Source organism: Dyadobacter ginsengisoli DSM 21015 (assembly GCF_059568735.1).
Genome location: NZ_JCANTY010000023.1, coordinates 1 through 14157 on the forward strand (window position 1 = coordinate 1; position 14157 = coordinate 14157).

Sequence of the window (14157 nt, forward strand, 5' to 3'; positions counted from 1 at the left end):
CTTTTTTTAGGATTTCGCGGTCGGTTTTTAGGCGTTCATTTTCAGCCCGTAGTTTAGCAACTTCCGCAGCCAGTTTCGCTGCTTTGTCGTTGCGATCTGCTTCGCTATTCGATTTTGTCTTTTTTGTTGCCATTCTCTTCCAACGATAGAGAAGATTCTCGGCAATTCCAAACGCCTCCGAGATTTCCTTGGCGCTCCTGCCGGAAGCCAGCATTCTGGTCATTTCCTGTTTGAACTCAGCATCGTAGCTTTTGCGAGTTTTTACCGATTTGGGGTCTTTCATTTTGCATCATGTTGTGCAAAAATGTGTGCCGATTTTCGGAGCCACCTCACCTAACTGAGAAGCCTCATTAACCACTCAATTGTTCACCATTTAACCAGTAAGTATTCTTCCGTTCCAACTTATTGACCTGGCTTTAAAAACACTGGCCTAAGTTTGGTCAATGTTTTTTCTCGTATTTTATACAAACTGTTTTGATTGAAAAAAATGAGGTTGCTTAAAACAGAAAAGCCTCATTAACTACTGCTCGTTTTACGGCCATTTGGATACTGACGTCTCCACCCGGTTGTAAAAACGCTGGCCGAAGACAGGCCAGCGTTTCCTCCATGTAACCCTAATACATGCCACAAAAGACACATAAAAGCAAGGCTATTACTTCATCATGCTTATGCTACTACCAGATTGAAGTGTAGCCTTGCGACTCAGGGCAAAGGTACTTTGGCCGTCCAGGGCACAGGGATTAATTTTTTTAGTTTTGATTTTAATTTTTTAACCATTGCCGTAAACCTACAACGGTTGAATTGGATTGATTCCCTTGTTGATATCACCGCTACAAGTACCGGACCGTGCCTGTCTGGAACATCATAACCCGCATTGAGCGGCTGTTTACTATGATCGATATAACTGTATGCGGCAAAATGGATGGAAGCAGTTGATTAGGGGCAGGGGCGTATTTTGAACAAACTGTCTGTGTAAAAAAATGAGGCTCCATAAAAATGAAAAGCCTCATTAACCATTACCCGTTTGATTAGTATTTGTATACTATGCCTGAATTCAGTTACAAAAACACTGGCCTGAGCTGACCAGTGTTTATCCTGTTTTACCCTCTTGATGTGCCACTTGTGGCCCATTTTCCTGATAACTACAATTTCATGAATCTCATGCTCCTCATAAGTTGAAAGTATAGCCTCATGGCATGAACAAAGATATTTTGACTTGTTATTCAACAGGGTTTAATTTTTTTAGTTTTAAACCTTAATTAATTCACTAATTAGTCATTCCCGGGATGCGAGCTGCCAAAGAATATCTTAGCTCTTCCGGTTGTTTATGCTTAGTATGTCAACAGGTTCCGTTTTTCCTCTCAACATCACCTTGCCAAGTTCTTCCGTAATATAAACTTCACTTAACTTGCCTGTTTCAATGAAATAAGCGGATACCAGGAGTTTTCTGCCATATTCATTACACATGCTTTGTATCCTCGCGGTAGTGTTTAATGTATCTCCATGATAGGCGATGTCCCTTTTTATTTCTCCGATCTCCACTGCGGTTACTTTGCCCATGTGTAAGCCCGCTTTAAAGCTGGGCATAAGACCGTAATTTTTTACATAATCATCCCTTCGCAATTCGAACTGTATCTCGCAAGCAAAAAAGAATTGTACGCAGGATCGATAGTCTATATGGTTGTTTACTCTCCAACTAATCACAATTTCGTCGCCTACGTACTGATACACTTCCGCATTGTACGAATGCAGTACATGGTTAATGTCCATAAAACAATCCCTTATGAAGCTGCTGTACTTTAGGTGCCCCAACGCCTCGGCAATGGCGGTGGATGATTTAAGATCCATGAACATAAAGGCTCTTTCCTCCTCCCGGGGGTTTCGGTATTTGCCCAGTAATAAGGGTAACAGGACGCCCGGGCCGTATTTTTTATTTACCTGGATAATAAAAGTGATGATCAGGGTCATGAAAAAACTGTAAATCAAAACCATCAGGAATAAATTACCCCAAAAAACGTCTGTAATTCTATTATCGGGGACAATCCCGGTAAGCATAGGAGCAAGTATGGCCTGAAAAAGCACAAAACGCATCAGGTTAAAGCATATAATCAACAGGACCAGTGAAAGGAAAGCTTTCAGTATAATAATTCTTCCCAACGGTTTGTTTCGGAAAAACTGTCTGTCAAAGAAATAGTCTAACATACCCAGCGTACTGCCGTATAAAGCGCCAATTATTCCGCCCATCAAAACAACAGACCATGCACGGGTATCCATCTGCGTGGAGTAGACAATTGAGAAGTTGAGGCTGGTAATGTGAATGATTATTGCAAATAAAACATATGCAACTGTCCAAAAGCTGGTTTGTGGCGATATGTGGCTTATTACAGGATACTGCGTTACAAATTTTCGGGCCCGGCTTGTGTAGTCCAATTCTTGAATCATGCTCATGTACAGTTGAGAATCGAATATACAGAAAATAGATGCTTAGGCAAGAAGCGACCGATGGGCCACGGAATCCAAAATATTACATCAAATTAATTTTATTGATAAAATGAAAAAATGTTTAAATTTCAGAATTAAAAATTTTATAGCTTTAATGGTAGTGACCTCTCATCGCGTACAATTGGCAGGTTAAAGCTAACCAATATTTAACCTGACTTTAATTTGTTGCGTTAGGAAGCGCTGGTATTTCAGGAATATGGTAACATCAAAACATCATACTGAGCGAAAAGAGGAAAGCGCCCCATAGTTTTCCAAATTATTTAATGAACTATTTAATATTAGATGGACATACCGCTATGCAAAAGACCCGCCATACGCAGATGCCGCCCCGTGCCAGTGCAGGGGAAACTTTTCGCTGGGCACGGAAAGGGATGGCAGCCTCCGGGTGGGAAAGTACGCCTTGTAGAGGAGTGGTCGAACTGAGGGATTGTATCTGATCCGCTTCGAGGCGGGAGGGAAAAGCCACACGCAAAAGTTGTGGGTCAGGTAAAGTTTAATGCACAGGTAGACAATGTTGAGATGCGAGTTTTACGAAAAATGCATCGTGTGTAATTGCAAAAAGTCGTAAGTTGCTACTCTGGTCGGCTCCAATGGATTTGGATGACCAACTCCTTTGAAATAGCATGGAGAGCCTCATGCGATATCTCCGATAATAAATTCAATACCAAGATCGTGGCCCCATTTCATCCTATTTTTGACCCATCCAATATTGAAGAACGTAAACCGGTTTGGCTTGCACTATCCCGGATTTATCTCGATACTGAACTTCTTGAAAGTGATTTCGAATATATTGCTTCGGAACTCATTGCGAGCCCCTATACTTTTAATGAAGTGAGAGCGATTGATAAAAATGAAGTTTTTCCTGTTCTTTATCCTAATTTACTGATTGTAGCAGGTGAATGGGCCGGGTTTGATGACGAATGGCTGGTCAAACGTATCGTCTGCTCGTTACAAGAAAGAAACAGTTTTGCTCAACTTGGAATTGAGTATTCGTATCGGGCGTCCAGTTGGATGTACAAGGATGATTGGCAAAAGCTGGAAGAATATATGAGAAAATAATTCCAAGTCTGATAAGAGGAATTTGGGGCAGCAATGCTTTTAAGTCTGTTTTTACAAATGGCAGGCTGTCCACAGGTGTGCGACGAGGATGTTCTTCAAACAATGTGTTGTAGCTTTTTCTAATAATAGAATACCCTTCACTCAGTGCGGGTGTTTCTACAATATTTCTAAACCCATCGTCTTTGTAATGCAAGCACCGCAACGAGGCCTGTACGAATTATCCAAGTTCTTCTGAGCATCGCAAAAAGCCTCTTCATGATGCTAATGCTTTGATATCTTTCACTTCCAATATCCGTTTGGAGGCACCTTGCGAAGCGGCATTTATCATTGCCTTTCCGATTTCTGAAAGTGACAGAACACTCGCAGGAGAAAAGAGCTTTATGACCTTTATGATCACAACATAAAACGCCTTTGCATTTTCTGCTGCGCAAACGGTAGCATTCCGGCAGGGCGAAAATTGTATTCATTCTTAAATGGAATTCTCATCAAAGCATTTTCGGTTTTACCCTTCACGCTTGCCCACATTACCTTTCCAAGTTCTGAGCTATCAGTGCTTCTGCCTACACAAAACAGAATGTAAGTTGTCGATTGACTTTTAGAGTGCATTTGCAAAAGCCATCGTTGTATCGTAAGCGATGTAGTGATATTGATCTTCCTTCATCCCTGCCGCACTGACACCGGCACAATAGAAACAGGCATCATAACCGCTGATGTCATTTTCATATTCCGACAATTTCGTAAAATCGGCGACTTGCAGTTCTTTCAGTTTCGGATGTACAATGCCGCAGGGCTTTCTTGAAATACTCAGTACCTTTGATACTTTTTCATTTTGCAGGCATTCGATTAAAACGCCTTCGCCTACCATTCCCGTGGAGCCTGTGATGATTACTTTCATGTAGCAATTTTTTGGACAGAAGAGAAAGTTGTTGATGTGCATTCAGTGTCCCTTAAAGATTCGCCGCTGCTGCGGGCTGTCACTTCAGGATAGATTTGTTTTTCCATTATCTGTGATTTCGGTGCATCCCGGATTGCTGAGCGGCACAAATATCGGTGAAAAAATGGGGTGAGACTTTTGCTGAAGAGTCCAAATTTTTAATGGGATGGCCAGCAAATTTGAAGAACCGCTGGTGATAAACACTCATTGCTGCACATTGTGCCAAACTAATTCTATTGATAAAGTGAAAAAATGTTGGAACTCCTGAACTCAGAGCCTTATACCTTTGTAATCGGCAGTAATGTCGGATTAACGTACGAGTAGTGATTCAAAGCCCGCCTACATTTAGGCGGACTTTTATTTTTGATGCCGTGCGAACTGGTCATCTACCAACAAACCGGGATGATTGCGGGCAATCAAACGTCACGGGCATTGCTCCTTCCCGTAAAGATTGTTTTGTCCATCCGACGACAATACGCCTTTATCTTTTCACTTTACCTTCCTTTTTTATGAAGTTATTTTTATGCAGGCTCTAAATTTTATGCCATATGCACGTCAATAAGAATTTTAATTTCCGGGGACTGATGGAATTTGCCGGCCGGCAGCGTCTTTTTTTAATATAAAGACAAATACATCAATGTTTGATTACAATTCTATTGGTAATCACCGAACCTTCCGACGTAACCAGCTTTAAAATGTAAATGCCGTTCGTTAGTTTAGATACATTGATGCTCGTATCAGGTTTTTCGGAACCCCAAACTTTTATTCCTCTCAAATCAGTAATCTCTATTTTATCGGTATAGACAGGCACAGTTCGCGAAACATTTACCCATTCATTGGCCGGATTGGGGTAAGGTAAATCAGTCTTTCTGCCCGGATCGAAATCCAATGTCTTCATGCTGCTGTAAGCAAAAGTGTCATCCAGATCGACCATTTTCAGGCGATAGTAATTAATACCATCGCCGGGTTGGAGATCTGCAAAGCGGTAAGTCTTAACCACCTTACTTTCAATGCCCGCTGGCATATTTCCGATCAGTATCCATTGTTTTCCATCGCCGCTTCTTTCTATTCCAAACCATTTGCTGTTGGTTTCCGAAACGGTGGTCCACGTGATCAAAGCGGTATTTCCTTCCCGCTGCACCATAAAATCGGAAAGTTCGACGGGTAGTGATGTCTGGATAACCAGCTGGTAAGTATGGGTAACGGCAATCAGTCCCAAATCTGAATTGGTGACCACTACCGGGATGCTGAAGGTACCTGCCCTTGTTGGTGTGCCTTTTATCGTTCCGTCGGGGTTCAGGATGATCCCGGGAGGGAGATTGGACGGATCAGAGGCCGCATAGGTGAGGTTCTGACCAGGAGTGCCTCCGGACGCAACCAAAAAGCCACTGTATGGAGACCCGGCTGTTCCTGCTGCGGGATTGGTGAATGTATCCGGCGGAAGGAGTACCGTTACCCGGGCAATCGCAGGCGAGGATTCTGTCGGACATGTTTGACTGAGCGCAGCGGTGACCTGATAATCGGTGGTATGCAATGGCGATACGTTAAAAGGTGAGCCCGTGGCTAACGGTGTATTTCCGGCGGCATTTCGCCAACGCAGAAAATCGCTGGAGTGTAAAGAAGCCGCTGTCAACGAGGCGGTCTGTCCCAAATAAATCGTGTGATTGCCAGTGGTAACCGTTGGGGGAGGGAGTAGCCGCCTGACCTCGTGGATCGATAAATCGGCAAACGCGGAAATCACTCCGGTTGTGCCAATCCGTACCCGGTCGAAGGTGACTGTTCCCGGAGACCTGAACGTAACCGTGTTACCATTTTGCAAAAGTCCCAGTAAATCAAGGCTTAACAATGAGTTCAGGGTATGCTGGGCTACCAGAGCATCCCCATGGTATAGTTCCAGTGAAATCTGGTTGAGCACAGAAGCTGAAACCGTACTGGGCGGGATTGAAATAGTCATCTCGGCTGTTCCGCTCATTGCCCCAGAGAATACCACGGTCTCATAAATATTACCTGCGACGGTTGCACCTGTGTTGATCCGGCTCGGCGGCGTGGTGCCGCTCAGCGCGGCATAGGGGTTGGAGATTCCGTCGAGCACATTGGCGATTGATCCGTTTACACCGTAAAGTACATCGACCGGCGCATCGCAACGGCTGGTGGAGGTGGCAGGTTTAAGGAAATAGGCATGGTATAATTTCGCTACCACACCGATTCCCGCCAACGGAGAAACTTTGACCCTGACTCCATCGTATAACGCATTGGGGACGAAAGAAATCTCAAAGATATTTTTTCCCGAGGATAGAACGCTGCCTCCCAGCAACGTCAGCAAATTGGAATCATCGACAAGAAGGCCTGTCGGCACCCCATTCAACGTAGCCTGAACTTCAATTCCACCGATAAGGTCAACTAGTGAACCACCTGTTTCTATTTTGACCATAACCGGGGTGGAAGGAGTGGCTGGGAGGTCAGCGGTCGGGAATCGCACGTTTTGATAGGACTGCACCAATCCCAGCCCGCCAGTGGTCGTAAAAAGCTCCGATGCTGTTTCGATATTCCCGTCCACCGCGTTGGACGGGTCGGACACGGCTGCCAATAATCCGGAAAGCAAATCCGGGCTTATATCTGTCCCACTCGAGCTATTAGCGTACACTCTCTGATAAAACTGGGCATTTGAAGAAATGCTACCCGACAAAAACACCAGGAGAAGAATAAATGGCATGATTGACCTTTTCCCCTTTTCGAAAGCACATACAATCGTTTCCATAGCTTGGTTTGTTTAATGAATGATGGAAAATCCGCTTGGAGGAGGGAGCTCAGTAGTAAGTCGAATTAATTCAAATGGTTTTTAGTTGAAAGAATATTTTCAAGATATCCATAAGGCCGCGTCCGGCATTATTTGATAGATCGCCACCTATCAAACAACATCGTATTGTCAATCTGGTTGTCAGATTTTGTTAAATGAATTTAAAAAATATAATTGATTTATGAGCAAGTAATTTTACGTATTTATTTTTTATCGAAGTTTATTTTATAAATAGTTTTACCCTGGACATTTGTGATACATGCAGCGGGTTTGATGTTGCCTTCAATAGAAGTAGAAGTGGAGTGGATAACTTATTGCGTTAAAAACACGATTGAATTATTTTTTAGTGATAGCCTCTGTTTGTAGAACAATATTATTTTATAGAACTTATTCTATGCTTTTTCGGATTCTATTTATTGATAGTCAGCACTTTGTTTTTATGAAAAACATTGAAGTATATTTGTTGTTTAATTTTTGACCAGATTCTATCCCGGGTGATAGAGTTTTAGAGTTTACTAAGGATAATCCATTCTGAATTATTTCGGAGTGGATTTTTTGCTTGTTTGTGTTCGGCACCTGGGATGAAAATTCGATCCACCAGCCATCCGAACCCCGGCAGATTAACTATCAAGTAGGGTTTACCGGCATTAATTCGAATTGGTTGTGGAGATTGATGGTAAAAAAATGTAAACATTTTACTAAATAATTGAGTAAAATGTGTAAACTCGAATATCGATTTTCAATCTTTCATTAACCTAAACTGTTCCTATATGTCGAAAAACAACGCTTTGTGGTGGATTGCACTTGCCATATGGATGGCTGGATCTGCCTGGTGGCATACGTGCAGAATCAAGCAGCTTTGCGATGCTCCTTTGGTTTCCGCTGGTATTCCTTCTGAGGAAACCAATATTTCGCCCCTGCATATTATGGATGGATCGAATTTATCGCTTACTGCGCCAGGGAATTTTGGTTTTGCGAAATCGGGCTCTGAAGCTAATTTTTCAGCAGTTCGGGCAGAGTTGGACTCGCTTAAAAATTACCTGAAAGCGAATCCGGGTAAAACAGTGACCATTACAGGTTACTACGCGGCTTCCGAAACCAACAATACGACCTGGCCGGATCTGGGCATTGCAAGGGCTGAGGGAATTAAGGCTTACTATGTCGCACAGGGATTGCCGGCCAGCGTTTTCGCGACCAAAAGCGCGTTGCAAAACGACATCCGTTTCAGCCCCGATTCAATGAAAGGGGGGATCGACTTTGCTTTTTCAGAAGTTGCCCCGACTACTGAAAATAAGCTCGCGGAAGCTCAGAAGTACAGCACGATTTTTAAGCCGCTTGATCTTTACTTCAATACCGGGAGCTCCGATTACATCAAGACAGCTGACAATCAAAAATTTGTGGAAGAAGCTTCCAGATATCTGTCTGCAAATAAAGATAAAAAGCTCCTGCTAACCGGACATACCGATAATGTTGGAAAGCCGGCAAGCAATGCCGCTTTGTCCAGAAAACGTGCCGAGCAGGTCAGGAACCAACTTGTTCAGGCTGGGTTACCTGCAGCGCAACTGGTGACGGATGCCGAAGGTCAGAACTCCCCGAAAGAATCCAACAACACCGCGGAGGGAAGAGCTGCCAACCGACGTGTAGCCATCGTAGTGCAATAATTTAACCGGTATTCAACTTAACTGACAAAGATATGTTTCAATTAAATCCACTTGATTTGCCCAATGCATGGTGGCAGCATCTGCTGATGCTGCTCGTGTCCGGTGTTATTGGCTACATAATATGTTACCGGAAAGGAGAAGATCAGAATTCCGGACTGGAACGGCACCTTGCGCGGGTGGAAGACGAACTCGCGGAATGTAACAAAAGCCTGTCTGATCTGGCAGTGCCCGTGGCCGGAATAGCCTCTGTCGTTTTCGATGACCTCAAAATTATTGAAGGGATAGGCCCGCAAATTGAAAAACTGCTTCATGGAGCCGGCATTCAGACTTATGTTGCTCTGAGTGAGACTGCTCCCGGAAAGATCAGGGACATCCTGGACAATGCCGGTCGCCGTTTTCAGGTGCATGATCCGGAAACATGGCCAAAACAGGCTGCGCTTGCCGCCTTAGGGAAATGGAAGGAGTTGAAGGAATGGCAGGACGCCCTGGATGGCGGTAAAGTGTAATTACTTGCCCGGTTTTCCGTGCCGGACCGGTTCCTTGATGATTTGGAAGTTAAAACAATCTGGATTTTAAATAGCTCAATGATGATACTGTTAGACATAAATCCCTTGAATAAACCCGTAGCCATTTCGGAGATACTTATTCTATTGATAGTTGCAGCGATTATCGGATGGTTCATTGGCCATTGGGTTTCCAAAGGCAAAACCAATAACCTGCGCGCAAGATTATCCGCCCTTGAAGGCGACCTGGACGAATGTCGCAGGACAAGCCGGAGCAGAGCCATTCAGCCGGTTCATGCTGCTTCGCAGTCCGTAACACGCGACAATTTAAAGATTATAGAAGGCATCGGGCCCAAAATAGAAGAACTGCTTAATAGAAACGGCATTTACACGTTTGGCCAACTGGCAAATTCCGAATCGGCCCGGATAACCCAGATATTACAGCAGGCTGGGTCCCGGTTTCAGATCCATGACCCTTCCACCTGGCCGCAACAATCCCGGCTGGCGCTTGACGGTAAATGGGATGAGTTGAATGAGCTGCAGAATAAACTGGATGGCGGGCAGGTTAGGTAGAAAGTCGATCTTATAAGTGACTTTCTCTTTGCTTCGTTAACATTCTAAAAGCATAATCGGGTAAGGCTAAATTTTGTTAACCATGATGGGTTATTACAAAATAAGTCTTACCCATATTTTCAAATGCCGGTAATATCGTAGATCTGCCGGCCGGTCGGCCCGGTCGATCTGCGCTAATTGAAGGCTTGATTATCGGATGCTCATGCTACAAATAGGTGGGAATGCCGATGATAGAGAAGGTAATGGCCCGGGTCGGATTTTGAGGTGTAACTACGATGCCGAATTTCGATTAATAAAGGAAAATGGATGTCAAATCATTTAAATTTTTCTGAAAGAAATTACGAAAGTGACTATTCGGCAATGATCATACAAACAGGTCATTGGTCGAAAACATCGACGAATTCAAAAGGGTAATTTAATCAAATTCTTACAATCTGCACTTGATTAACTACAAAAGGAGATGGGGCTTCATATGACCCGCAACTGGGGTTTCAATATTGCCGGCGACCAGGACCGATTTGAAAATTGCGGTTTCGCTGGATTCCAGACAGACTTTCAACACTTTTTCAAAAAGCTGATTGCTTGTTAAGTCATTATTTACATTCATTACGGGAATACCATATCGGAAATCCGGAGCGTGGAGGGGGACCAGCTTTTCTGTGTTCCTGTCTTGAAGGTGGGTGAAGGCGATGGCGTGACTTCGCTTAAATATGTCCGGAACCTGGATTTGTATATAGTCAGCAGCTCCAATAAGGGATTCTCTGTTTATAAGCCAAAGTATTTCAAGGTTTTACGTGTACCCGCGTTGTTACCGAACATGGAATCGTGTTTCCCGATGGCTCGACGAAAGCGCTGCCCATCAGCGGACTTTTGGTCCAGTGCGGTATGCTTCGCGACATTCACGGAAATTTCTGGGTATCGGACGAAACTTTCGCTACCCTGCGCCTCGGTCCGGATTTGCGTTTGATAAGGAAAACAAGCATGCGCCGCAACAGGGTGTACAAGCAGACGCCCGATGGAAACATTTGGGTATCTACCATACACGGCCAGTTTGGGAGGATATTCGGAGATACGGCTATCTGGATGATGGACCCGGTCAAATCGGGGCGCCTCAATTTCATCCCAGCAGATAACCACAACTTCTGGATGGGATACGAGCAGGGGATGTTCAGGTACAATGTCCTGACGCGGAAGAAAACCGTGTATCCCGAACTGAATGGCAAGGAAGTCCGGGAACTGTATATCGACAGGCGAAAGACGCTTTGGATAGGGACCTATGGTCACGGATTTTACGGCATGAAAAACGGGAAACCCAGGCGGTTGCCTCTGGATAAGCACAAATATCTTCTGTATACGCATTGTTTTTTGGAAGATCAAAGCGGGTTTATGTGGATGAGCACCAATCATGGACTGTTTAAATGTAAAAGCCGGGACCTACATGATTACTTGGATGGAAAGAGCAGCACCGTGTACTACCATTACTACGACAAAGGCAGCGAGTTTGGCACGAACGAATTCAATGGAGGTGTGCTGCCGGCTGGTATTGTTTTTCCGGATGGAAAATTTTCGTTTCCATCCATGGACGGATTGGTCCAGTTTTATCCCGACAGTGTCAGGGATATTCTGTCAAAGATCCTTATCGACAATTTTATCGTCGACGGCCAAAAGCGGGCATTTAGCGGTGCAATCCGCATTGCTCCCTCCTTCGACCGTATGGAAATCAGGATAGCATCGCCTTTTTTCGGAACCCGGGAAAATCAGAATATTGAATACCACATACGAGGCCTGGATGAGAAATGGTATCCGCTCAACAGCGACGGGGCGATCACTCTCAACCGACTTTCCTATGGAGACTATGAACTGCAAGTCAGAAAAATAAGTGGATTTAGCAGAGGCAGCACGGAGGTTTTGGTTAAAAAATTTACCGTGGAGCCTTTCTGGTACCAGACGTGGTTTTTCAGAGTTCTTGCATCGCTGCTCGCACTTTCTGCATTTTATGTCATTGTCCGACTGCGCTACTTTTATTTGGAGCGCAGGAGAAGGCAGCTCGAAATGCAGGTCAGCGAACGTACAAGTGAGCTTGAAGAGAGCAAAACGCAATTGGAATACAGCAACAAGTTAAAGGAAAAGATCACGATCGTGCTTGCGCACGACCTGCAGTCACCGATTCACTTTCTAAATGTATTGTCCAATCACGTCTCGACTTCACTGGATAAAAAAAGGTTCGAGGACGCGAAAACAAGTACAGAAGAAATTAAGAAGGCCACGGCAAATATCCATGCATTCGTGAAGGAAATCAATCTCTGGACCAGATCCCAGGAGGCGGGCTTTTACCTGAATAAGCACCCTTTTTCCATCATGGGATTGCTGGACGAACTGGGGCAGTTCTTTAATGAAATGCTGTTGCTAACCAGCAACGTACTGGAGGTGGATCGGACCAGGGATTGGGAAGTTTACACAAACTGGGAAATTCTGAAAGCTGTTTTGCGGAACCTGATCGACAATTCCAACAAATACACTTCCTGCGGAAAAATAACGGTTTCTCTGCACATGGACGGGCCGGATTCCTTGTGTCTGACGGTATCCGACACCGGGGAGGGAATGTCACCGGCCGATCTCCGGAAGATCAACAGGCGCATTGAAAACGTTTCGACTCATGCCGACATCGAGCAGAACAAACGGATTGGCTATCAGCTCATCATCGATTTCGTGGCCAGGTTGGAATGCAAGCTGGAAGTTTTAAACTCCGAAGAGGGCGGGACTATGGTGAAAATTTCGGGCCTGCCGTTAGCGTCGGCTGCAACGTCGGGCGGCAGTTTGTCCAGGGCTACCATTCCAGGTCAGCCGATATAGGCAAACTGAACCTTCTGATACACGCTGAACTACTATACTCTAAACCCGTCAAGGCACGAAACGATATAGAAAAAATGCTGATTGCAGATGACCACGCGCTGGTCCGTTATGGCCTTAAAGTAGCCATATTGGAATATTTTCCTGAATGCCGGGTCGATGAAAGTTCGGACGGGAATTCGGTCATGGAGAAATTGAAAAACCACACGTACGACCTGATCCTGCTGGATCTGAGTATGCCGAAAACAGATCCGACCGTTCTTTTGCATTGGATCAGGAACTTTCAGCAAAATGCAAAGGTGCTGGTCGTTTCCGTGAACAATGAGAACATTTTTGGCAAAAGGTCATTGCAACTGGGCGCGCATGTTTATATTGAAAAAGATGCTTCCGCGGAGGAGCTGATCAAAGCGGTCAGGACCGTTCTTGCAGGCAGGAAATATATGAGCGCCAATCTTTCAGAAATTATTATCAACGATGTGCGGGACGGTGCATCGCGAAACCCCTTCGATAAGCTGACAGCGAGGGAGTTTCAGGTAGCCATGTTTATCGTTCAGGACTATTCCATTGCACAGATTTGCGAGAAACTGCAACTGAAATACACGTCGGTCTGTTCCGTTCGGCAGCGTGTATTTGAAAAGCTGGACATCGAAGACCGGAAAACCCTGGTCCAGCTGGCCGACGCATATAGTCTTTCCTGAGGATGTGTCCAATGTGAGTTTAATCAAGCTCGGGTTGAGAAGGCAAAACCACCTTGTCTATTATCTCAAATGGCATTTCCATCTTGGGAGAATTATAATTGCCGCCGGTAAATACGACTACCAGTTTCAGGAATGGGAATATAAAAAGATACTGTCCACCATTACCCCGGGTGTGAATAGCATCTAACTTTTTTTCCTTAAACTTAAAAGAGTTTCTCCACCAGAGATAACCATAGGGGATTTTTCCCGCTAACCGAACCTGCTCTGATGTTGCGGTGTCAATCCAATTTTTTGAGATCACCTGATGGTTCTCCCATTTTCCCTGGTTGAGGATCAGTTGCCCAATTTTACACAGATCCCTGGGGGTTAACGATAAATGCCCGCCTGTATCTACCTTCTCGTCATTTTTAAAATAGCTCCAGCGCACATTTTCAATCGCGAGAGGTTTGAAAAGATACAGTTCGGCAAATCGGTCTACACGCATACCTGTGGCCTGGCTAATGATTTCACCGAGCAAAACCACGCCACCGGTGCAATACAACGACGTATCGCCCGGAGCCCTTTCAACTGGCAGACTGGC

11 protein-coding genes are annotated in these 14157 nt (G+C 44.7%); 6 read left to right on the top strand and 5 right to left on the bottom strand.

Annotated features, from left to right (window positions below):
• Positions 1 to 283 (bottom strand): transposase (locus BP71_RS37725; protein ID WP_496386857.1); only part of this gene is annotated, 283 nt, incomplete at its 3' end.
• 1025 nt (positions 284 to 1308) lie between these two features.
• Complete coding sequence (locus tag BP71_RS37730; RefSeq protein ID WP_496387076.1) at positions 1309 to 2442, bottom strand: adenylate/guanylate cyclase domain-containing protein; 1134 nt, start codon at positions 2440 to 2442, stop codon at positions 1309 to 1311.
• A gap of 660 nt (positions 2443 to 3102) precedes the next feature.
• On the opposite strand from BP71_RS37730, the gene BP71_RS37735 reads away from it, so the two are divergent.
• Positions 3103 to 3561 (top strand): DUF7079 family protein, encoded by a 459-nt coding sequence (locus BP71_RS37735; protein ID WP_496387078.1) that lies wholly within the window; start codon positions 3103 to 3105, stop codon positions 3559 to 3561.
• A 595-nt stretch (positions 3562 to 4156) separates the two neighbouring features.
• Here BP71_RS37735 and BP71_RS37740 read toward each other — a convergent pair.
• Together BP71_RS37740 and BP71_RS37745 are read right to left on the bottom strand one after the other, a co-directional pair.
• Complete coding sequence (locus BP71_RS37740; protein ID WP_496387080.1) at positions 4157 to 4456, bottom strand: NAD-dependent epimerase/dehydratase family protein; 300 nt, start codon at positions 4454 to 4456, stop codon at positions 4157 to 4159.
• A gap of 673 nt (positions 4457 to 5129) precedes the next feature.
• Positions 5130 to 7253, bottom strand: coding sequence for a T9SS type A sorting domain-containing protein (locus BP71_RS37745; RefSeq protein ID WP_496387082.1), 2124 nt, complete (start codon positions 7251 to 7253; stop codon positions 5130 to 5132).
• An 809-nt stretch (positions 7254 to 8062) separates the two neighbouring features.
• Between BP71_RS37745 and BP71_RS37750 the strand changes: the two genes are divergently transcribed.
• The 5 genes from BP71_RS37750 (at position 8063) to BP71_RS37770 (ending at position 13577) form a co-directional block, all read left to right on the top strand.
• Positions 8063 to 8953: an OmpA family protein gene (locus BP71_RS37750; RefSeq protein WP_496387084.1), complete on the top strand. Its 891-nt coding sequence runs from the start codon at positions 8063 to 8065 to the stop codon at positions 8951 to 8953.
• Positions 8954 to 8985: 32 nt separating this feature from the next.
• A complete protein-coding gene (locus BP71_RS37755; protein ID WP_496387086.1) occupies positions 8986 to 9459 on the top strand; it encodes a helix-hairpin-helix domain-containing protein in 474 nt (157 codons plus the stop codon).
• A 105-nt stretch (positions 9460 to 9564) separates the two neighbouring features.
• Positions 9565 to 10029, top strand: coding sequence for a helix-hairpin-helix domain-containing protein (locus BP71_RS37760; RefSeq protein WP_496387088.1), 465 nt, complete (start codon positions 9565 to 9567; stop codon positions 10027 to 10029).
• 825 nt (positions 10030 to 10854) lie between these two features.
• Positions 10855 to 12882 (top strand): sensor histidine kinase, encoded by a 2028-nt coding sequence (locus BP71_RS37765; protein WP_496387090.1) that lies wholly within the window; start codon positions 10855 to 10857, stop codon positions 12880 to 12882.
• A 74-nt stretch (positions 12883 to 12956) separates the two neighbouring features.
• Complete coding sequence (locus tag BP71_RS37770) at positions 12957 to 13577, top strand: response regulator (protein WP_496387092.1); 621 nt, start codon at positions 12957 to 12959, stop codon at positions 13575 to 13577.
• Positions 13578 to 13596: 19 nt separating this feature from the next.
• Here the strand turns inward: BP71_RS37770 and BP71_RS37775 are convergent.
• The coding region (locus BP71_RS37775; protein WP_496387094.1) for a serine hydrolase domain-containing protein at positions 13597 to 14157 on the bottom strand (561 nt) is incomplete at its 5' end.

What these genes read in the sequence shown, in the direction of transcription:
- BP71_RS37735 (WP_496387078.1), top strand. Translation starts at nt 3,103, where the DNA reads ATGACCAACTCCTTTGAAATAGCATGGAGAGCCTCATGCGATATCTCC.
- BP71_RS37750 (WP_496387084.1), top strand. Translation starts at nt 8,063, where the DNA reads ATGTCGAAAAACAACGCTTTGTGGTGGATTGCACTTGCCATATGGATG.
- BP71_RS37745 (WP_496387082.1), bottom strand. Translation starts at nt 7,253, where the DNA reads ATGGAAACGATTGTATGTGCTTTCGAAAAGGGGAAAAGGTCAATCATG.
- BP71_RS37730 (WP_496387076.1), bottom strand. Translation starts at nt 2,442, where the DNA reads ATGATTCAAGAATTGGACTACACAAGCCGGGCCCGAAAATTTGTAACG.
- BP71_RS37755 (WP_496387086.1), top strand. Translation starts at nt 8,986, where the DNA reads ATGTTTCAATTAAATCCACTTGATTTGCCCAATGCATGGTGGCAGCAT.
- BP71_RS37740 (WP_496387080.1), bottom strand. Translation starts at nt 4,456, where the DNA reads ATGAAAGTAATCATCACAGGCTCCACGGGAATGGTAGGCGAAGGCGTT.
- BP71_RS37770 (WP_496387092.1), top strand. Translation starts at nt 12,957, where the DNA reads ATGCTGATTGCAGATGACCACGCGCTGGTCCGTTATGGCCTTAAAGTA.